This window comes from Pseudomonas sp. S12(2018) (assembly GCF_024355235.1).
Taxonomy (GTDB): Bacteria; Pseudomonadota; Gammaproteobacteria; order Pseudomonadales; family Pseudomonadaceae; genus Aquipseudomonas; species Aquipseudomonas palmensis.
The window spans coordinates 170,976-188,653 of record NZ_QLAD01000003.1; the positions used below are offsets into that span (position 1 = coordinate 170,976).

Here is a 17,678-nt window from a genome sequence, read left to right on the forward strand (position 1 = left end):
CCTAGAATTCCTGTTGATGGGCAGGGGTGGGCAGCTTGCGCGTCTGGAAGCTGAAGCCCTGCTTGCCGTTGAGTACGTTGTTGGCGCGTTCCAGATCAATGTCCTTTTCCCAGCGGGCGATGGCCACGGTGGCCACGCAGTTGCCGATCAGGTTGGTCAGCGCGCGGCCGATGCCCATGAACCAGTCCACCGCCAGCACCAGCACCAGGCCCACCACCGGGATGGCCGGTACTGCCGTGAGGGTGGCGGCCAGAATCACCAGCGCCGACCCCGGAATGCCGTGGGCGCCCTTGGAGGTGATCAGCGACACCAGCAGGATGGTCAGCAGGTCGGTCATGGCCAGCGGCGTGCCGGTGGCGTTGGCGATGAACACGATGGCCAGGGTGAGGTAGATCGAGAACCCGTCCAGATTGAAGGAGTAGCCCGTGGGGATCACCAGGCCGACGGTGGAGCTGCCGATGCCCAGGTGTTCGAGCTTGCGCATGATCTGCGGCAGGACCGCATCGGACGAAGCAGTACCCAGCACGATGCCCAGTTCTTCGCGCATGTACTTGAGGAACGGGAACAGCTTCAGGCCCGAGACGCGCATCACTGTCCCCAGGATCACCAGCACGAAGCCTGCACAGGTCACGTAGAACAGCGCCACCAGGCCGCCCAGGTGTTGCAGCGAGTCCAGGCCGTACTGGCTGGTGGTGAAGGCGATGGCGCCGAACACGCCGATCGGCGCCAGGCGCACGATCATGCCCATGATGCGGAAGATCACATGGCTCAGTTCGTTTATCAGCCGGGTGATGCCCGACGCGGCCTCGCCCACCAGGTTCAGGGCGCTGCCGAACAGCACCGAGAACAGCAGCACCTGGAGGATGTTGTTGTCGGCGAAGGCGCCGAGCACCGAATTGGGTATCAGGCCCATGAGGAACGCTGCCGTACCCTGGATATGCTGGCCACGCTCGGCCAGCGCGCCGGCATCGGCGGTCGACAACTGGTCGAGGTGGATGTTGGCACCGGTACCGATGCCTGAGGTGAATGCCAGTACCAGCCCCAGCACCAGCGCAATGGTGGTCAGCACTTCGAAGTAGATCACCGACTTGAGGCCGATGCGGCCAACCTTCTTGAGGTCGCCGGCACCGGAAATGCCGCTGACCACCACGCAGAACACAATCAGCCCGATGAGCATCTTGATCAGCTTGATGAAGCCGTCACCGAGGGGTTTGAGTTGGAGGGAAACTTCAGGAAAGCTCAGGCCGCAGGCGATGCCGAGCATCAGGCCGAGCACCACTTGGAGGAAGATCGAACGCGAGCACCATTTGAGCATGGGGAGGGATCTCTGGTCGGTGTCCGTGCTTCTGGCAACAAGCGCCGAGCGACAGACTTAATTATTGTGGTCTTACCGGTATGTCCAGTGCAGGCGCAGTGTAGGCGGGGTTTTTGCGGGTTTGCAAGTATTTCGCGAATCCAGGGCATCAGATCGGTTTTACCGGTCTGACCAGTTGCAGTACTTATCGACGACAAAAGCGCTTCAAGCAACAGTGGCAGGCGCCTGTCACGCTTTTGCGAGGGCAGTGATCAAGGCTTGGAAAGGGCCAGGTCTACCGCTGCAATCAGCTTTCCCAGGTCCTTGGGTGGAGCTTTGTGAATAACACCGAACAAGTAGGCACGTTGCTCGTCCGCATCTTCCAGGTCGGCGAAAAAGGCATTGAGCTTGACGCCCAGCACGTCGGCAAAGGTGAACAGCGCTTCGACACTGGGGGTGTAGGTGCCGGTTTCAAAGCGGCTTATGGTTTTGGGGTCAAAACCGGTTTTTTCGCCAAGTTCAGCCTGAGTAAGCCCGGCTACCTTGCGATAGCGTCTGATGGCTGGACCCAAACTAGATAATTCCATCGCTCGATTCCCATTTAGAATCAAGAACTTAACGATAAATATTGGCATTGCACAACGCCACGTTTCATCACCTTTCCTTGCAAAATGTGATGTATTTCGTAGAATCGTTCACTTGGACCGACATTTACGCTGCAGGTTTCAGGGCCGCTGGACAAGGCTTTAGCGTGCGCTTCAGGGAGTTTTAACGTGCGTCTCAATCTGCCGGTCACGGCTGTCGAACAGACCTTTCCGGACCATCAGCGGCTGATTTCCGCCACCGATACCGACAGTAACATCACCTATTGCAATGCCGAATTCGCCGCCATGAGTGGCTTCAGCCAGGCGGAACTGATCGGCAGCACGCACAACCTGGTGCGCCACCCGGACATGCCGCCTGCCGTATTTGCCCTGATGTGGCAGTACCTCAAGGCCGGCCAGAGCTGGATGGGCATCGTCAAGAACCGCTGCAAGAACGGCAACTTCTACTGGGTCAGCGCCTACGTCACACCGGTGCTCGAGGACGGCCGCCTGGTCGGCTACGAATCGGTACGGGTCAAGCCCACTCGCGATCAGGTGCAGCGCGCCGAAGCGCTGTATGCCCGTCTGCGTGAAGGCAAGCCCCCCGTGCCCTTCGGGCGTCGCCTGGCCCTGCAGGGCCGCGTGCTTGCGCTGCCGTTGCTGGCAGCCGCTTTGGCCATAGGCGCCAACCGGCTGTTGCCGGGCTGGGGCGGGCAGGGCATCACGCTGGCGCTGTTCGTGGCGGTGGGCCTGTGGGGGCACAATCGCCTGCGCCATGAAGTGCGCCAGATCGTGCGCAGCACCCCCAACACGTTCTCCGACTCGATCAGTGCGCTGGCCTACAGCGAAGCGCTGGGGCCGACCGCGCAACTGCAGATGGTGTTGATCAGTGAAGAGGCGCGCCTGAAAACCGCGCTGACGCGCCTGAGCGACCTGGCCAACCAGATGGCCGTGGCCGCCAGCGATTCCAGCCGGCTGTCCAATGCCACCGAGCTGGCGCTGCTCGACCAGCGCGCCGAAACCGACATGACCGCGGCGGCGATGACCGAGATGGCGGCATCCATCGCCGAAGTGGCGGTGCATGTACAGCAGACCGCCAGCGAGGCCGGCACCGCCAACCAGCTGGCCGAACAGGGCAGCCAGGTGGCCGGTACCTCGCGCGAGGCGATCCAGCTGCTGGCCAGCACCGTCACCCAGATCAACCAGGCGGTCGGCCACCTGGCCGGGCAGACCCAGGACATCATGCTGGCTGCCAGCGTGATCCAGGCGATTGCCGACCAGACCAACCTGCTGGCGCTCAACGCTGCCATCGAGGCGGCGCGGGCCGGCGAGCAGGGCCGCGGCTTTGCCGTGGTGGCCGATGAGGTGCGCGCCCTGGCAGGCAAGACCCGCCAGTCGACCCAGCAGATCCAGGGCATCATCGAGACCCTGCGCAGCGGCGCCGATGACGCGGTGAGCATCGCCAACCTGGGCATCCAGGAGGCCGAGCAGGGCGTGGCGCAGGTGGTCGAGGCGCAGCGCGCACTGCAAGGCATTCGCGAGGCGGTGGCACGCATCACCGATATGACCCAGCAGATGGCGGCCGCCTCGCAGGAGCAGTCCTACGTGGCGGAGGACGTGTCGCAGCAGATCAATCGGGTAGCCGGCACGGTGCAGAAGACTGCCGACAACGCCAATGCCGCCGCCACCCGTGGTGGCGAGCTTGAGCATATTTCCAGCGGCCTGCGTGCCTTGGTTGAACGCTTCAACCGATAGCCGCCAGGCGAGTGAACGAGCATGGATGACAACTACCGCGCGGCCGTCGACGCGGCCGCGATCTTTTCCGAAACCGACCTCGCCGGACGCATCACCTACGTCAACCAGCAGTTCTGCAGCATCTCCGGCTACAGCCGTGAAGAGCTGCTGGGGGCCAACCACCGCATCCTCAATTCCGGCCTGCACGGCAGTGACTTCTTCGAGAGCATGTGGGCATCGCTGGTAGCCGGCAAGGTCTGGAAGGGCGAGATCTGCAACCGCGCCAAGAACGGCTCGTTGTACTGGGTCGACAGCACCATGGTGCCACTGCTGGACCCGGCCACCGGCAAGGTCCGCAAGTATGTGTCGATCCGCTTCGACGTCAGCGAGAAACGCCAGCTGGTGCACACCCTGCAATGGCGCGTGGGGCATGACGTGCTCACCGGGCTGCCCAACCGCGCATTCCTTTCGGACCTGCTGAACCAGGCCCTGGAATTCTCGCGCACCGAGCAGTTCCCGCTGGCGGTGTGCATGCTCGATCTGGACGGCTTCAAGGCGGTCAACGACGGCTATGGGCATGCCTGCGGCGACCTGCTGCTGGTCGAGGTGGCGGCGCGGCTCAAGGGCATACTGCGTGGCGGCGATGCGGTTGCGCGGTTGTCTGGTGACGAGTTCGTGCTGATTCTGCGCCATGTCGAGGGCCAGGCGCAGTTGCGCACGGTGCTGGGGCGGGTGCTGTCGGCGGTGGCGGCGCCGTATTCGATTCGTGGCCAGCAGATCAGTGTCAGCGCCAGTATCGGCGTGACCCTGTACCCGGCCGACAACGATGATGCCGACACCCTGCTGCGCCATGCCGACCAGGCGATGTACGTGGCCAAGCAGAGCGGACGCAACCGCTTCCACCTGTTCGACGTATCGCTGGACCAGGAAGTGAAGGCCACGCACCAGACGGTTGAGCGGGTCCGCCGCGCCATGAAGAATGGCGAGCTGCGCCTGTTCTACCAGCCCAAGGTGAACATGCGCAGTGGCGAGGTGCTGGGCTTCGAGGCCTTGCTGCGCTGGCAGCACCCGGTCAAGGGGCTGGTGCCGCCAGCGGAGTTCCTGCCGTTGATCGAGCAGACCGACCTGATCGTGGACATCGGCGAGTGGGTGATCGACCGCGCGATGGCGCAGATGCAGCATTGGCAGGACGCCGGGTATCGCTGGTCGGTGAGCGTGAACATCGCGGCGCGCCACTTTCAACGGTCTGACTTCGTCGAGCGCCTGCGCCTGTTGCTTGCGCGTCATGACGGGGTTGCGCCGCGCATGCTCGACCTTGAGATCGTCGAGTCGGTGGCAATCGAGAACATCAAGCGGGTCAGCGAATGCCTGGAGGCGTGTCAGCAGTTGGGGGTGCAGTTTTCACTGGATGACTTTGGCACCGGCTATTCGTCGCTGAGCTATCTCAAGCGCCTGCCCACCCAGGCGATCAAGATCGACAAGTCGTTCGTGCGCGACATCCTGCATGACCAGGATGACCTGGCCCTGACCCGCGCGGTGATCGGCCTGGCACGGGCCTTCGGGCGCCAGGTGATCGCCGAGGGGGTAGAGACGGTGGAGCATGGCGAGGTGCTGATGGGGCTTGGCTGCGATGTGGCGCAGGGCTACGGCATCGCCCGGCCGATGCCGGCGGCGGAGGTGGTGGGATGGGTGCGCGAGTATGTGCAGCCGCATGAGTGGGTGGTGTTGCGCCAGGCGTAATGCCGCATCGGGCCCTTGGCCGGCAAGGCCGGCTGCTGCAGGGCCGGTGCTACAACTGCGGCGCCGTGTTCTTCACCACCGCCAGTTCCGGGTGCGCCACCAGCTTGTCGATGTGCAGCTCGTCGTTGTTCATCCAGGTTTCGCTCAGCACCCGGTAATGCTCCATGTCCCGGCAGCGCATGCGCAGGCTGTAGTCGAAATGCCCGCTGATGAGCTGGCACTCGAATACCTGCGGGCAGGCCTTCATGCAGGCCTCGAAGGCCCGCTGGGCCGAGCGCCCGCTCTGGTTGGACAACGCCACCAGCACCAGCAGCGACAACCCTGGCGACACCCGCTGCACATCGATGATCGCGCCATAACCACGTATCACCCCGCGTCGCTCCAGTTTGCGCACCCGCTCCAGGCAAGGCCTGGGCGTCAGGTGCACCAGCGAAGACAGCTTTTCGTAGGTGATGCGCCCGTTGTGGCGCAGTACGTCGATGATCGCCTCGTCGATCCGATCCAGAGGCGGCGTGTCATGCAAGCGGTTGGCCTTGGTGTCCATGGTGGCGTCGGTTCACTTCAAACGGTTGGAAAGAAATTGCTGCAGGCGTTCGCTCTGCGGCTGGTCGAGCATCTGCGGGCCGCCCTGTTCCTCGACCCGGCCCTGGTGCAGGAACAGTACCTGGCTAGACACCTGGCGGGCAAAGCCCATCTCGTGGGTGACCATCAGCATGGTACGGCCTTCCTCGGCCAGCGTCTGTATCACCTTGAGCACTTCGCCAACCAGTTCCGGGTCCAGTGCCGAGGTCGGTTCGTCGAACAGGATTATCTCCGGTTCCATCGCCAGCGCCCGCGCAATGGCCACGCGCTGCTGTTGCCCGCCAGACAGGAATGCCGGGTACTGATCGGCCGCGCGCCCTGGCAAGCCGACCTTGTCCAGGTAGGCGCGGGCGCGGGCCTCGGCCTCGCGCGGGCTCACCCCAAGCACGCGGCGCGGCGCCAGGCAGATGTTCTCCAGCACGGTCATGTGGCTCCACAGGTTGAAGTGCTGGAACACCATGGCCAGGCGCGTGCGCAGGTTCTGCAGCTGGGCCGGGTTCGGCGCGCGGGTGCCGGCGCGGCCCTGGTGCATCTCGATGCTCTGCTCGTCGAGGGTGATCACGCCCGAGTCCGGCTGTTCGAGAAAGTTGATGCACCGCAGCATGGTGCTCTTGCCCGAGCCGCTGGCACCGATCAGGCTGATCACGTCGCCCTTGCGCGCCTGCAGCGAGACGCCCTTGAGTACCTGGTGATCGCCATAGCTCTTGTGCAGGGCATCCACGCTCAGTTTGATGGCGGCGCTGCTGACGCGCGGGGCGGTGGGGGTTTCGTACAGGGCCTGGCCATGGGCCGGCAGGGGGTGTGCGCAAAGGGTCATGGGTCAGCCTCGGGCAGGAACAAGGAAACGCATCCAGCGGCGTTCGGCCAGGCGAAACAGCCCGACCAGCGCGAAGGACAGCAGCATGTACAGAATGGCCGCGATGCCGAAGGCCTGGAACGTCAGAAAGGTCGCGGCGTTGGCGTCGCGGGCCACTTTGAGGACGTCGGCGACGGTGGCGGTGAACGCCAGCGAGGTGGCATGCAGCATCAGGATCAGCTCGTTGCTGTACACCGGCAGCGCACGGCGCAGGGCTGCCGGCAGCACCACGAACAGGTTCAGGCGCCAGCCATGCAGGCCGTAGGCCTGGGCGGCCTCGATCTCGCCATGGGGAATGTTGCGAATGGCCCCGGCGAAGATCTCCACGGTGTAGGCGCAGGTGTTGAGCACAAAGGCCAGCAGCGTGCAGTTGAGCGCATTGCGCAAGAACTGGTCGAGCAGCGCGTTGTCACGCACCACCTCCAGCCCGTACAGCCCGGTGTAGCAGATCAACAACTGGATATACAGCGGGGTGCCGCGAAACACGAAGGTGTACAGCTCTACCGGCCAGCGCAGCCAGCGCTTGCGCGACACCCGCGCCAGCGCCAGTGGCAACGACAGCACCAAACCCAGCACCATGGTCACGATGAACAGCCACAGCGTCATCGCCAGCCCCGACATGCCCGCGCCATCGCTGTACAGGTAGGCCCGGCCGTATTCCTGAAGCAGTTCGATCATGATGCCAACCCCTTGATGCCGGTGTTGTAGCGCCGTTCCAGCACCTTGAACAGGCGATTGGAAAGGGTGGTGATAAGCAGGTAGACCAGCCCCGCGAACAGCAGAAAGTACAACGGCTCATTGGTGGTCTTGCCGGCGTTCTGCGCAGCCTTTACCAGGTCGGAGAGGCCGATGATCGACACCAGCGCGGTGGACTTGAGCAGCACCAGCCAGTTGTTGCCCAGCCCCGGCAGGGCGAAGCGCATCAGTTGCGGGAACAGCACCAGCTGGAAGCGCTGCACGCGGCTCAGCCCGTAGGCGGTAGCCGCTTCCAGCTGGCCATGGGGCACGCTGAGGATCGCTGCGCGAAAGTTCTCGGTGAAGTAGGCGCCATAGATGAAGCCCAGGGTGATCACGCCGGCCATGAACGGGTTGATCTCGACGTAATCCCAGCCAAGCAGCTCGGTCAGGTCGTTGAGCCACAGCTGCAGGGTGTAGAAGATCAGCAGGATCAGCACCAGGTCGGGCACGCTGCGAATCAGCGTGGTGTAGAGGGTGGCGGGAATGCGCAGCATGCGCAGCGAGGACAGCTTGGCGCTGGCGCCGATCAGGCCCAGCAGCAGGCTCAGGCCCAGTGACAGAAAGGCCAGTTGCAGGGTCATCCAGGTTCCTTGCAGCAACAGCGGGCCGAAGCCCTGCAGGCTCAGCGCCTGCAAGCCGGTGGAGGTGAGGAAGTCGTTCACGGGAAAACTCTCGGTAGGACCAAAGGCGGGTGCGACAGCGCACCGGGCCGTGCAGGCCCGGGCTCTGCAGGCGATTACTCGTTGTAGATATCGAGGTCGCCGACGTACTTCTGCTGGATCCTGGCGAAGGTGCCATCGGCCAGCACCGCGGCGATGCCCTTGTCGATCAGCGCCTTGAGCTCGGCGTCGTTCTTGCGCAGGCCCATGGCGATGTCCAGGGGCAGGGTGGGGTCCTTGATTGCCGGGCCGCTCTTGAAGTCGGCGCCTTCGGGGGTGTTGAGGAAGTTCAGCTGCGCTTCGAGCTTGTCGGTGAGGGTGGCGTCCAGGCGCCCGTTCATGAGGTCGGCATAGTTCTGGTTCTGGGCCTGGTAGGCTTTGACCCGGGCGCCCAGCGGCGCCAGCTTGGCGCGGGCGTAGGCCTCTTGCAGCGAGCCTTGCAACACGCCAACGGTCTTGCCCTCGAGCGATTCGGGGGTGTCGCCGAAGTCGGCGCCCTTGCGCACGATCACCGAGGTGGGGCTGAGGAACAGGCGATCGGAAAACTCGATCTGCTTCTGACGGGCCGGCGTCACCGCCATGGACGACATGATTGCGTCGAACTTGCGTGCACGCAGGGCCGGGATCATGCCGTCGAATTCGTTGTGCACCCAGGTGCACTTGACCTGCAGCTTTTCACAGATGGCATTGCCCAGCTCGATGTCGAGACCTTGCAGGCTGCCATCGGCGGCGACGGATTCGAAGGGCGGGTATTCGGGGAACACGCCGAAACGGATTTCTTTCCATTCCTGGGCCTGGACTGTGCTCGCGCACATGGGCAGGAGCAGCACGCTGAGCAGCTTTCGCAGCGAGGTCATAAAGGTATCCCTGTGTCTTGTAGTTGATGTAGGGCAGTGAACGCTTCGTTGGCCTGAGCCTTGGTCTGTGTGTGACTCTTCGGTCTGGCGTCAGAATGCGTGAAGGCAGCATTTTTTTTGTGTCGTTTGGGCCGGCGCTGGCTGCCGGATTCTGCTGTTGGCGATTCGGTGTCAGCCGAATCGGCTGCATGACCTCCTGTTTTGGCTTCGGGGCAGCTTGCTGTGTACGGCCGTGCAAGGTGCACGGCCGCCTGGATTGACGTGCAGGCCCGGTCTAGGCGCGTTTCTTGTGCACCGCCTGAACCTTGGGCAGCAGCCGTGCAAACAGGTCCTTGGGGTTTTCCAGGGCCGGCACCAGGTCGATTTCATGGCCGATATCCAGGGCCTTGGCCACATCCAGCACATAGCGCAGGGCCGAGTAGTCTTCGATGGCAAAGCCCACCGAGTCGAACAGGGTGACCTGGGTGTCGTTCTCGCGGCCGAGCACCTGGCCGTTGACCACTTGCCAGAACTCGGTGATCGGCGAGTCGGCTGGCATCTGCTGGATCTCGCCCTCGATGCGGCTCTGCGGTTCGTACTCGACGATCACCCGTGCGGCGTCGACGATGTCGCGGTGCAGCTCGGTCTTGCCCGGACAGTCGCCACCCACCGCGTTCAGGTGCATGCCCGGCTCGATCATGTCGGCGGTCAGGATGGTGGCGTAGGCCTTGTCGGCGGTGACCGTGGTGACGATGTCGGCGCCGCGTACCGCATCGGCCACGGAGCTGGCCAGTACCACCTTGATCGCCGGGAAGGCGCGAAGGTTCGCGGCCAGTTTGGCCGTGGCTTGTGGGTCCAGGTCGTACAGGCGGATTTCCTCGATGCCCACCAGCGCGTGGAAGGCGATGGCCTGGAACTCGCTCTGCGAACCGTTGCCGATCAGCGCCATGCTGCGGCTGTCGGGACGCGCCAGGTAGCGTGCGGCCAGGGCCGAGGTGGCGGCGGTGCGGATCGCGGTGGTCAGGGTCATTTCGCTGAGCAGCAATGGCGCGCCGGTGTCGACATCGCCCAGCGCACCGAACGCCATCACGGTGAGCATGCCGCGCTGGGTGTTCTTCGGGTGGCCGTTGACGTACTTGAAGGCGTAGAGGTTGGCGTCGGAGGCCGGCATCAGCTCGATCACCCCGTCTGGCGAGTGGTTGGCCAGGCGCGCGCACTTTTCGAAGTCGTGCCAGCGCAGGTAGTCCTGGCGGATGTACTCGGCCATTTCTTCCAGGCAGATGGTGAGGCCCTTGCGGGCGACCAGTTGGCTGAGGTCGTTGACGTCGATGTAACGGGTCATGGGGAGCTCCTTCTTGTGGTCGGTCAATTGCGCACCGGCAGGTGCACTTCGGCGAGCATGCAGCGCGCGCTGCCGCCGCCGATGCGTTCGATGTTGTCGATGTTCACCACCACCGGGTGGGTGTGCCGCTCGACCTGGCGGCGCTGCTCGGGGTGCAGCGAGCGCCAGGCACTGCGCGACATCACCAGCAGCGGCTGGCCTTGCTTGTCGTGCACTTCGAGCATGTTGCCGGCGAAGCCTTCGAGCTGGTCGAAGTCCAGGGCCAGGATGTCCTTGCCGGTGGCGCGCAGGCTGTGTTCCAGGGTACGGCGCTCGTCGGCATCGGGCAGTGCCTTGAGGCACACCACCGACAGCCCGCGGCCCACGCTCATCATTACGTTGCAGTGGTAGATGGGCGCCCGGTGTCGGTCGACGGCGTGAAACAGGCACAGGCGGTAGTCGAGCCTGTCGGCGAACTGGCGCAGTGCTTCGGTGTGGGTGCGTCCGGAGTGGCAGGCGTAGCTGATGCGGTGTTCGCGGTCGAGCACCATGCTGCCGGTGCCTTCCAGGAACATGCTCTGTTGCTCCAGCGGGCTCAGGTCGATGGTGTTGTGAATGCTGAAACGGTCGGCGAGCACCTGCAGCACGCCCTTGTCGCGTTCCAGCCGGCGGTTGTGGCCCTCCATCGGGTAGAGCACCAGGCTGCCGTCGGCGTGGCTGCTCCACCAGTTGTTGGGGAAGATCGAGTCAGGCGTGTGCGGGGCCGGCGTGTCCTGCACCACCAGCACCTCGACGCCATGCTGGCGCAGGGTGTCCACATAGCCGTCGAACTCTTCCAGCGCTTTATGCTGTGCCTGGTCGGGGTCCAGTGCAGGCTGCTGGAAGCGGTTGTTGAGTGCGGTGTCCGGGTTGAAGGCGAACCGCGCGGGGCGGATCATCAAGACTGTATTGGTGGTTTGCATCGAGGCACGCATCCGGGGTTGGCAGTGCGTCTATTGTCGATGCAGTGGCGCTGCAATCCCGGCTGAAGCGCGCGGGGCGCTCAGCGGGGAAAGCTGAAAAGCGGGGTATTGCAGCGTAATCGGCTGTGCCGGTTCAGGGCAGGTGCTCGGCCATGTCACGCAACTGGTTGGCCAGCGCGACGGCAGCACGGGCGCTGTGTTCGCCTGCCACCAGGTGCGTGAAGGGCAGGTCGATCAGCCGGCCCTCGCGCACCGCACGCAACTTCGAGAGGGCCGGGTGGTTGTGCAGGTACTCGCGCTTGCGCCGGGCCGGCGACCAGACGGCGTCGGCCAGGATGATCACGTCCGGGTCGCGTTGCAGCAGGGTTTCGGGGTCGACGGTCACGCGGTGCAGGTCGACGTCGGCGAACAGGTTGCGCCCACCGGCAACCTGGATCAGTTGGGTGATGAAGCCGCGGCTGCCCTCGCTGTCGAGGCCCTGGTGCTCGCTGTCCAGGTAGAACACCGAAAGCGGGGAATGCTGCGCGGCGAGCTGGCGGGCGCGGTCCAGGTCTGCTCGTTGCTGCGCGATCAGCCGAGCGGCCTGGGGTTCGCGCTGCAGCAGCTTGCCCAGGCTGCGCAGGTCGTCTTCGATGGCCGCGAAACCGGAGGCCGGGCGCGGGTCGCAGGCGTTCTCCAGCAGATAGCTGCCGATGCCATTGCGGGTCAGGTGGGTACGGGCGCCCACGCCATCGCGAAAGGCGCTGGCGAAACCGCCGACCACCAGGTCGTAGCGCTGGGCATAGAACACCTCCGGCGAGGGATACAGCCGCGACAGCAGGGGCACGCCGCGGTAGCGCCGGGAGGCCAGCGCCTCGGGGTCGTCATCGATGTAGCTCACCGCAACCAGCGACGGGCCGACCTGCAGGGCCAGCAGCAGGTCGGCGGCATGCTGGTTGAGCGCCAGGATGCGCTGCGGCGGGGCGTGCGGCAGGGTCCAGTCCTGGCCGCAGTTACGGTAGGTCTGGGCGTGGGCCGTGGTGCCGAGCAGGCACAACAGCAGGCAGAGCAGGCGCGTCATGGGGTATCACCATTGAGCAGCAGTGTGCTGACCGGGGTACCTGCGACCAGGTGCTCGCGCACCAGGCGGCGGGCATCGTCGGCGCTGGCGATGCGGTACCAGCAGCGCTCGGGGTAGACGGTGGCGACCGGGCCCAGGTTGCACGGGAACTGGCAGTGGGTACGGGTCAGCAGCACGCCGTCGGCGGTTTCCATGCGCTGGGCGGCGAGCAGTTCGTTGCGCACCACTTTCCACACCTGCTGCGCGCCGCGCTGGGTGCAGCGCGGGCCGGTGCACAGCATCACGTGGCGGGCGTGGGCGGGAATGTGCGACCACTCGGGTTTGCTGGGGATGGGCATGGGCTTGTCCTTGAGTCCGTGGTGCGGCTTTCGCGGGTCAAGCCCGCTCCCACAGGTGACGGATGAGCCTGTGGGAGCGGGATTGACCCGCGCTGCTTCTAGAAGCTGTAGGTGTAACGCACTTCGCTGGTGAACGGCCTTCCCAGGTTCTGCACCTTGCGCGCGCCGCTGTCCATGCTGGTGGTGTAGTCGCGGTCCAGCAGGTTCTCCAGCAGCAGGCTCAGGCGATGCTGGCGGGCGCCGTCCAGGTAGCGGTAGGCATCGGCGTCCACCACGGTGTAATGCCCGTAGTCCACATCACGCGGGCTTTTCACCGTGCCGATGTAGCGCACCGCCGCGCCTGCGCCCCACATTCGGTCACCCGACTCGTACCCCAGCCGGCTGCGTGCAAAGAACCCGGGAATGTTGTTGAGGGTGGCGCCGTTGCGCGACTCGCTCAGGTTGCGCGTCATGTCTGCCGCCAGCTGCCAGCGGTCACTGAGCTGGAACTGCCCGTTGACCTCGACGCCGCGCACCTGGATCTCGCCATCGCCGTTGACCCATTGTGCATCCACGATGGTGATCAGGTCCTCGATGCGCCGGGTGAACAGCGTACCGCTCAGGCTGTAAGGCTGGCCCTGGATCAGGCCGGTGTAGTCCAGGCCCAGTTCGGCATTGCGGCTCTTCTCCGGCTTGAGGTTGGGGTTGCCCATCTCGTCGCCCGGTTCGTTGACGTACAGTTGCTCGGCGTTGGGCAGCTTGTAGGCGGTGCCGAACTGACCGCGCAGCTTGAGCTGGTCGGTCAGGTCGTAGAGCGAGGTGAGCATGCCCACCGTGGCACTGTCACCGCCGCTCAGGTGCTCGCGGCGCACGCCGATGCTGGGGTGCCAGTCAGGCAGGGCGTGGATGACAGGGCGCAGCTGCACATACAGCGCATGGGCCTCGGCCTGGTTGTTATCGATCTTGAGCACGTCGTCCTTGCCCTTGAACCACTGGTTGTCGGTACCGAGCACCAGGGTGTGCTCGCCGGGGAGCACGGCCTTGCCTTCGGCCTGCATGCCCCAGTCGCTGAAGCCCCAGTAGTCGTCGTGGTTGAGGGTACGGGTGCTGCCGTCGGTGTTGTTGTAGATGCGGGTGTAGCGCGTATCCCAATCGTTCATGTGGCCTTTGACGAAGTAGCTGAAGTCGGGGTTCAGGCGCTGCTCGAAAGTGGCCGTGGCGATCTGCTGCACGCGGTCGTTGGTGGTACGGCGGTTGGCGTCCGGGCGCAGGAAGTCCAGGTTGGCGGCGCTGTACTGGTAGAACAGCTCCAGGCGGCTGTCATCGCCCAGGCTTTGTGCGGCCTTGGCGCCGAAGGTGTTGACCTCGTAGCTGCGCTTCTTGTCGCTGACCGTCGAGGTGATCTGGCTGCTGTGGTAGGGCTGGTAGCCCTCGGACACGTTGTGGCTGACGTAGGCCAGCAGCCCCAGGTCGCCCAGGCCGTTGCTGAAGATGCGCTCGATACGTGCATCGCCGTTGCGCCCCATGAAGCTGTCGACGCCCAGGTTGACCTGGCCCGAGGGGTCGCGGCTATGGGCCGAACGGGTGACGATGTTGATGACCCCGGCCACGGCCTGGGTGCCGAACAGCAGGCTCTGGCCGCCCTTGAGTACCTCGATGCGCTCGATGGCGGCGGCGGGCAGGGTGTCTATATAGATGCCGCCGTAGAGGCGGTTGTTCAGGCGCACCCCGTCGAGCATGATCAGCGTGTCGTCGTTGCGCCCGCCCAGCAGCGAATAGGTGCCATAGTCGAACGGCCCCTGCTTGGGCGCCACATACAGGCCGGGCACGAACATCTGCAGCACGCGGGTGATGTCCGCGCTGGGGCCGGCGCGCTCGATCTGCTCGCGGTCCACGACCTCCACCTTGCTGCCATAGCGCGCCATCTCGGCCACCGTGGTGGACTCCACCGAGGGTGCGGAAACGATCTGCTGGTCGAGGGTCAGGGGTTCGCTGGCCGCCAGGGCCGGGCTGCCGATCAGGCAACCGATCAGGGTAAAACGACGTGTCTTCATCTACTTCTCGAAAAAGGATTTTTCGGGAAGCGCACAGGAGGGTTCCGGCGAACGCGCGCCAGAATACCGGCTCGTGCCCGCCCACCGCAGGTTTGCCAAAATGACTGAACGCATCCTTTCAACAGTCGTGGGTTTGCAGGCCGGTCTCCGGGCTTGCGAGGCTCGAAGTCATCCGCCTTCCCATGCGTTGCGCACAGTGGCCTGTTGGATGCTTCACTCGCTTACCGTTGCGGGGGCAGCGCCGGACTAGTCATGCAAGACGCACCGGCTTCCCGTTTCACCTGCTGCACGGCGGCAGCAGGCACCTGAAACTGGGCCGCATCTGACCATTGTCATGACCGTTCGTCAACCTGACGGCCTTTGCTGACGAGCGTGCGTTTGTTCCAGGCCAAAAAAAACGGCACCTTCTCAGGTGCCGTTCCTTTAGTGGCTAGCGCCGCTGGAACTTAAATCCAGCGGGGTCAACCGTGCAGCTCTTCGGCCGCATACAAGGTGTTCTCCAGCAGGCACGCCCGGGTCATCGGCCCGACGCCGCCTGGCACCGGAGTGATCCAGCCGGCGCGGGGCAGGGCGGTCTCGTAGACCACGTCGCCCACCAGCTTGCCGTCTTCCTGGCGGTTGATGCCCACGTCGATGACGATGGCGCCTTCCTTGATCCATTCACCCTTGACCAGCCCCGGCTTGCCGGCAGCCACCACCACCAGGTCGGCGCGACCGACGTGGCCGGCCAGGTCCTTGGTGAAGCGGTGGGTCACGGTCACGGTGCAGCCGGCCAGCAGCAGCTCCATGGCCATGGGGCGGCCGACGATGTTCGAGGCGCCCACTACCACCGCATTCATGCCGTACAGGTCCTGACCGGTGCTGTGCAGCAGGGTCATGATGCCTTTGGGGGTGCACGGGCGCAGCAGCGGGATGCGCTGGGCCAGGCGGCCTACGTTATAAGGGTGGAAACCGTCCACGTCCTTGTCGGGGCGAATGCGCTCGAGCAGCAGCGAGGCATCCAGGTGCGCCGGCAGTGGCAGCTGCAGCAGGATGCCGTCGATGTCGGCGTCTTCATTTAGGCGGTCGATCAGGTCGGTCAGCGCCTGCTGGGTGGTGTCGCTGGGCAGGTCATAGGCCTGGGAGTTGAAGCCGACCTCTTCACAGTCTTTACGCTTGTGCGAAACATAGACTTGGGAGGCGGGGTCGCTGCCTACCAGGATCACTGCCAGGCCGGGGGTGCGCAGGCCTTGCTCGCGACGTTGCGCGACACGTTGGGCGATCTGCTGGCGCAGGCTGGCGGCGATCGCCTTGCCGTCGATAAGTTGTGCAGTCATGACGCGTGATTAACCATCGAGAGGGAATAAAAAGAGCGCGCATTCTCGCATGACCGGGGCGCAGGGCAAAGGCGCTTGGTCTGGCAATTCCCCTAACCCCTTAAATAAAATGAATTTTTTTCAAAAAGGTGTTGACGACTTTGCCGCTCGTCTATAACATTCATCGCACTTGTCGGGCAGAGCCTAGCACTGGTTAGCAAGGTCAGGCAGAATAAGTGGTTTTGATAGCTTGTTCGGTATGACTAAAAGTTAATTTGTAATCCTAACAGAAAGCAGATTAAATATGCGCCCGTAGCTCAGCTGGATAGAGCATCCGCCTTCTAAGCGGATGGTCGCAGGTTCGAGTCCTGCCGGGTGCGCCAATACAGGCAGCTGGCACAAGTAAAAGCAGTAAAGCAATATGGTGGGCGTAGCTCAGTTGGTAGAGCACAGGATTGTGACTCCTGTTGTCGTGGGTTCGATCCCCATCGTCCACCCCATATTCTAAAAGGCGCCCGATGAAAATCCGGCGCCTTTGCTTTAAAAGCTTCACGCGGACGTGGTGAAATTGGTAGACACACTGGATTTAGGTTCCAGCGGCGCAAGCTGTAAGAGTTCGAGTCTCTTCGTCCGCACCATAGATGCTTTCACCGCCCTTCGCTGAAGTGCGTTGAAGCCCGGAACAAGCCGCCTTGAGCGGCTTTTTTCGTTTCTGGGCTTCTACTCCTTACCCGCACCTACCGCTGCACCGCAATGCACTTGATCTCCACCAGCAACCCTGGTCGGGCGAGTTCGCTGACGCCTATGCAGGTCCATGCACAGGTGCCCCTTGGAAAGACCTTGTCCTTCACGCTCCTGAACAGCGGCATATGGCGTTGCATGTCGATGTGATAGGTCGTCATTTCGACCACGTCGTCAAACCCGCAACCGCCCGCCGCGAGCACGAGGCGAAGGTTTTCCCAGGCCGCCAGAAACTGCTGCTCCGGGTCTTCAATCACCTCCAGCTCCGGCGTTCGACCCACCTGCCCGGCGCAGTACAGGGTTCTGCCCACCTTTACCGCGGGGGCATAACCAGCACGCTCGCAAAGCAATTTCATCTCGTCGGGGACGATAATCTGGCGATCAGTCATGGGGCAGGGTCCAGGGGAGTAGGGCTATCAAGCGACGCGCCACTCTATAGAACAGAAAAGCCACCTATCAAGGTGGCTTTCGCGTTTCATTGCCCTCGCGTCAATGCCTGGTCGCCTTGGGCCCACCTACCGGTGACAGCTCAAGCTCCAGTCGAACGATGTTGAGGATTCTGGTGAGTGGAGCGGCTTGCTCCGCCTCCCCCAGTGCGAGGAGGTGATCGCGTTGTTCGCGAATTCTGCTGAGGCTCTCGTCGAGCTGCGCAGCGGCCAATCGGTATTTTTCCATGTGCGGTTCCTTTATCACGGCCTCCCTGCCACTCGAGTCGGCCGTTCCGTGTGCGGGTGCTGTGGCACCGTTCGTCAACGGAAGGCCCTGCAAGCATAGCGTCCTTTGCGCCGTAGGCGCGTGAACACCACGGGCAGAACTGTTCCAACATTTATCCGCGCGCATGCTGATGAATGATTTTAAAAATAATACTGATTTTCATTTCCCTTTTTGCCTGCCTCACGTGACCT

At 63.7% G+C, this 17,678-nt stretch carries 17 protein-coding genes, 3 tRNA genes and 1 riboswitch; of the genes, 5 read left to right on the top strand and 15 right to left on the bottom strand.

Translation table 11 applies throughout. The features are described 5' to 3' along the window. Position 1 precedes the first annotated feature (1 nt). Both DN388_RS07970 and DN388_RS07975 read right to left on the bottom strand, forming a co-directional pair. Positions 2–1,315 (bottom strand): C4-dicarboxylate transporter DctA, encoded by a 1,314-nt coding sequence (locus DN388_RS07970; protein ID WP_043864516.1) that lies wholly within the window; start codon positions 1,313–1,315, stop codon positions 2–4. 251 nt (positions 1,316–1,566) lie between these two features. Further along, entirely contained in the window at positions 1,567–1,881 is a 315-nt protein-coding gene (locus DN388_RS07975) for a helix-turn-helix domain-containing protein (RefSeq protein WP_043864657.1), read from the bottom strand. Between the two features lie 186 nt (positions 1,882–2,067). Between DN388_RS07975 and DN388_RS07980 the strand changes: the two genes are divergently transcribed. Both DN388_RS07980 and DN388_RS07985 read left to right on the top strand, forming a co-directional pair. Next, positions 2,068–3,633: a PAS domain-containing methyl-accepting chemotaxis protein gene (locus DN388_RS07980; protein ID WP_254998485.1), complete on the top strand. Its 1,566-nt coding sequence runs from the start codon at positions 2,068–2,070 to the stop codon at positions 3,631–3,633. A gap of 21 nt (positions 3,634–3,654) precedes the next feature. Next, a complete protein-coding gene (locus tag DN388_RS07985; RefSeq protein ID WP_043864514.1) occupies positions 3,655–5,352 on the top strand; it encodes a bifunctional diguanylate cyclase/phosphodiesterase in 1,698 nt (565 codons plus the stop codon). 49 nt (positions 5,353–5,401) lie between these two features. On the opposite strand, the gene DN388_RS07990 is transcribed toward DN388_RS07985, so the two are convergent. The 11 genes from DN388_RS07990 to folD all read right to left on the bottom strand — a co-directional run bounded on the left by DN388_RS07990 (position 5,402) and on the right by folD (position 16,053). Continuing rightward, on the bottom strand, positions 5,402–5,896 hold the full coding sequence (locus tag DN388_RS07990) for an Lrp/AsnC family transcriptional regulator (RefSeq protein ID WP_043864513.1): 495 nt from the start codon (positions 5,894–5,896) through the stop codon (positions 5,402–5,404). Positions 5,897–5,908: 12 nt separating this feature from the next. Continuing rightward, on the bottom strand, positions 5,909–6,751 hold the full coding sequence (locus DN388_RS07995; protein ID WP_236066305.1) for an ABC transporter ATP-binding protein: 843 nt from the start codon (positions 6,749–6,751) through the stop codon (positions 5,909–5,911). Between the two features lie 3 nt (positions 6,752–6,754). Next, complete coding sequence (locus tag DN388_RS08000; protein WP_043864512.1) at positions 6,755–7,468, bottom strand: ABC transporter permease; 714 nt, start codon at positions 7,466–7,468, stop codon at positions 6,755–6,757. Next, positions 7,465–8,190 (bottom strand): ABC transporter permease, encoded by a 726-nt coding sequence (locus DN388_RS08005; protein ID WP_254998502.1) that lies wholly within the window; start codon positions 8,188–8,190, stop codon positions 7,465–7,467. Before DN388_RS08005 ends, DN388_RS08000 begins: the two co-directional genes overlap by 4 nt. 74 nt (positions 8,191–8,264) lie before the next feature. Next, positions 8,265–9,044, bottom strand: a complete 780-nt coding sequence (locus DN388_RS08010; protein WP_088515235.1) for an ABC transporter substrate-binding protein — start codon at positions 9,042–9,044, stop codon at positions 8,265–8,267. A 274-nt stretch (positions 9,045–9,318) separates the two neighbouring features. Beyond that, a complete protein-coding gene (locus DN388_RS08015) occupies positions 9,319–10,365 on the bottom strand; it encodes an ornithine cyclodeaminase (protein WP_254998505.1) in 1,047 nt (348 codons plus the stop codon). 23 nt (positions 10,366–10,388) lie between these two features. Then, positions 10,389–11,306 carry a citrulline utilization hydrolase CtlX gene (ctlX, locus tag DN388_RS08020; protein WP_043864655.1) on the bottom strand — a complete coding sequence of 306 codons (918 nt, stop codon included), beginning with the start codon at positions 11,304–11,306 and terminating at the stop codon, positions 10,389–10,391. Positions 11,307–11,439: 133 nt separating this feature from the next. Next, a complete protein-coding gene (locus tag DN388_RS08025) occupies positions 11,440–12,366 on the bottom strand; it encodes an ABC transporter substrate-binding protein (RefSeq protein ID WP_054915294.1) in 927 nt (308 codons plus the stop codon). Next, positions 12,363–12,704 (bottom strand): ferredoxin, encoded by a 342-nt coding sequence (locus DN388_RS08030; RefSeq protein WP_116055008.1) that lies wholly within the window; start codon positions 12,702–12,704, stop codon positions 12,363–12,365. Before DN388_RS08030 ends, DN388_RS08025 begins: the two co-directional genes overlap by 4 nt. A 98-nt stretch (positions 12,705–12,802) precedes the next feature. Further along, a complete protein-coding gene (locus tag DN388_RS08035) occupies positions 12,803–14,737 on the bottom strand; it encodes a TonB-dependent siderophore receptor (protein WP_254998520.1) in 1,935 nt (644 codons plus the stop codon). Between the two features lie 120 nt (positions 14,738–14,857). Further along, a riboswitch (cobalamin riboswitch) is annotated at positions 14,858–15,061 on the bottom strand. 137 nt (positions 15,062–15,198) lie between these two features. Beyond that, a complete protein-coding gene (folD, locus tag DN388_RS08040) occupies positions 15,199–16,053 on the bottom strand; it encodes a bifunctional methylenetetrahydrofolate dehydrogenase/methenyltetrahydrofolate cyclohydrolase FolD (RefSeq protein ID WP_054915292.1) in 855 nt (284 codons plus the stop codon). A gap of 285 nt (positions 16,054–16,338) precedes the next feature. Here folD and DN388_RS08045 point away from each other — a divergent pair. The 3 genes from DN388_RS08045 (at position 16,339) to DN388_RS08055 (ending at position 16,670) form a co-directional block, all read left to right on the top strand. Next, positions 16,339–16,415 (top strand) — tRNA-Arg (locus tag DN388_RS08045). Positions 16,416–16,456: 41 nt separating this feature from the next. Continuing rightward, positions 16,457–16,532: transfer RNA gene (locus DN388_RS08050), tRNA-His, on the top strand. A gap of 53 nt (positions 16,533–16,585) precedes the next feature. Then, a tRNA-Leu gene (locus DN388_RS08055) sits at positions 16,586–16,670 on the top strand. A 99-nt stretch (positions 16,671–16,769) separates the two neighbouring features. Here the strand turns inward: DN388_RS08055 and DN388_RS08060 are convergent. Continuing rightward, positions 16,770–17,162: a RidA family protein gene (locus tag DN388_RS08060; protein ID WP_058541313.1), complete on the bottom strand. Its 393-nt coding sequence runs from the start codon at positions 17,160–17,162 to the stop codon at positions 16,770–16,772. A 100-nt stretch (positions 17,163–17,262) separates the two neighbouring features. Beyond that, positions 17,263–17,448, bottom strand: coding sequence for a hypothetical protein (locus DN388_RS08065; protein ID WP_054915290.1), 186 nt, complete (start codon positions 17,446–17,448; stop codon positions 17,263–17,265). Between the last annotated feature and the right edge of the window lie 230 nt (positions 17,449–17,678).

Coding starts and splice junctions, on each gene's coding strand:
- DN388_RS07970 (WP_043864516.1), bottom strand. CDS start 1,315: ATGCTCAAATGGTGCTCGCGTTCGATCTTCCTCCAAGTGGTGCTCGGC.
- DN388_RS07975 (WP_043864657.1), bottom strand. CDS start 1,881: ATGGAATTATCTAGTTTGGGTCCAGCCATCAGACGCTATCGCAAGGTA.
- DN388_RS07985 (WP_043864514.1), top strand. CDS start 3,655: ATGGATGACAACTACCGCGCGGCCGTCGACGCGGCCGCGATCTTTTCC.
- DN388_RS07990 (WP_043864513.1), bottom strand. CDS start 5,896: ATGGACACCAAGGCCAACCGCTTGCATGACACGCCGCCTCTGGATCGG.
- DN388_RS07995 (WP_236066305.1), bottom strand. CDS start 6,751: ATGACCCTTTGCGCACACCCCCTGCCGGCCCATGGCCAGGCCCTGTAC.
- DN388_RS08000 (WP_043864512.1), bottom strand. CDS start 7,468: ATGATCGAACTGCTTCAGGAATACGGCCGGGCCTACCTGTACAGCGAT.
- DN388_RS08010 (WP_088515235.1), bottom strand. CDS start 9,044: ATGACCTCGCTGCGAAAGCTGCTCAGCGTGCTGCTCCTGCCCATGTGC.
- DN388_RS08015 (WP_254998505.1), bottom strand. CDS start 10,365: ATGACCCGTTACATCGACGTCAACGACCTCAGCCAACTGGTCGCCCGC.
- ctlX (WP_043864655.1), bottom strand. CDS start 11,306: ATGCAAACCACCAATACAGTCTTGATGATCCGCCCCGCGCGGTTCGCC.
- DN388_RS08025 (WP_054915294.1), bottom strand. CDS start 12,366: ATGACGCGCCTGCTCTGCCTGCTGTTGTGCCTGCTCGGCACCACGGCC.
- DN388_RS08030 (WP_116055008.1), bottom strand. CDS start 12,704: ATGCCCATCCCCAGCAAACCCGAGTGGTCGCACATTCCCGCCCACGCC.
- DN388_RS08035 (WP_254998520.1), bottom strand. CDS start 14,737: ATGAAGACACGTCGTTTTACCCTGATCGGTTGCCTGATCGGCAGCCCG.
- folD (WP_054915292.1), bottom strand. CDS start 16,053: ATGACTGCACAACTTATCGACGGCAAGGCGATCGCCGCCAGCCTGCGC.
- DN388_RS08060 (WP_058541313.1), bottom strand. CDS start 17,162: ATGACTGATCGCCAGATTATCGTCCCCGACGAGATGAAATTGCTTTGC.
- DN388_RS08065 (WP_054915290.1), bottom strand. CDS start 17,448: ATGGAAAAATACCGATTGGCCGCTGCGCAGCTCGACGAGAGCCTCAGC.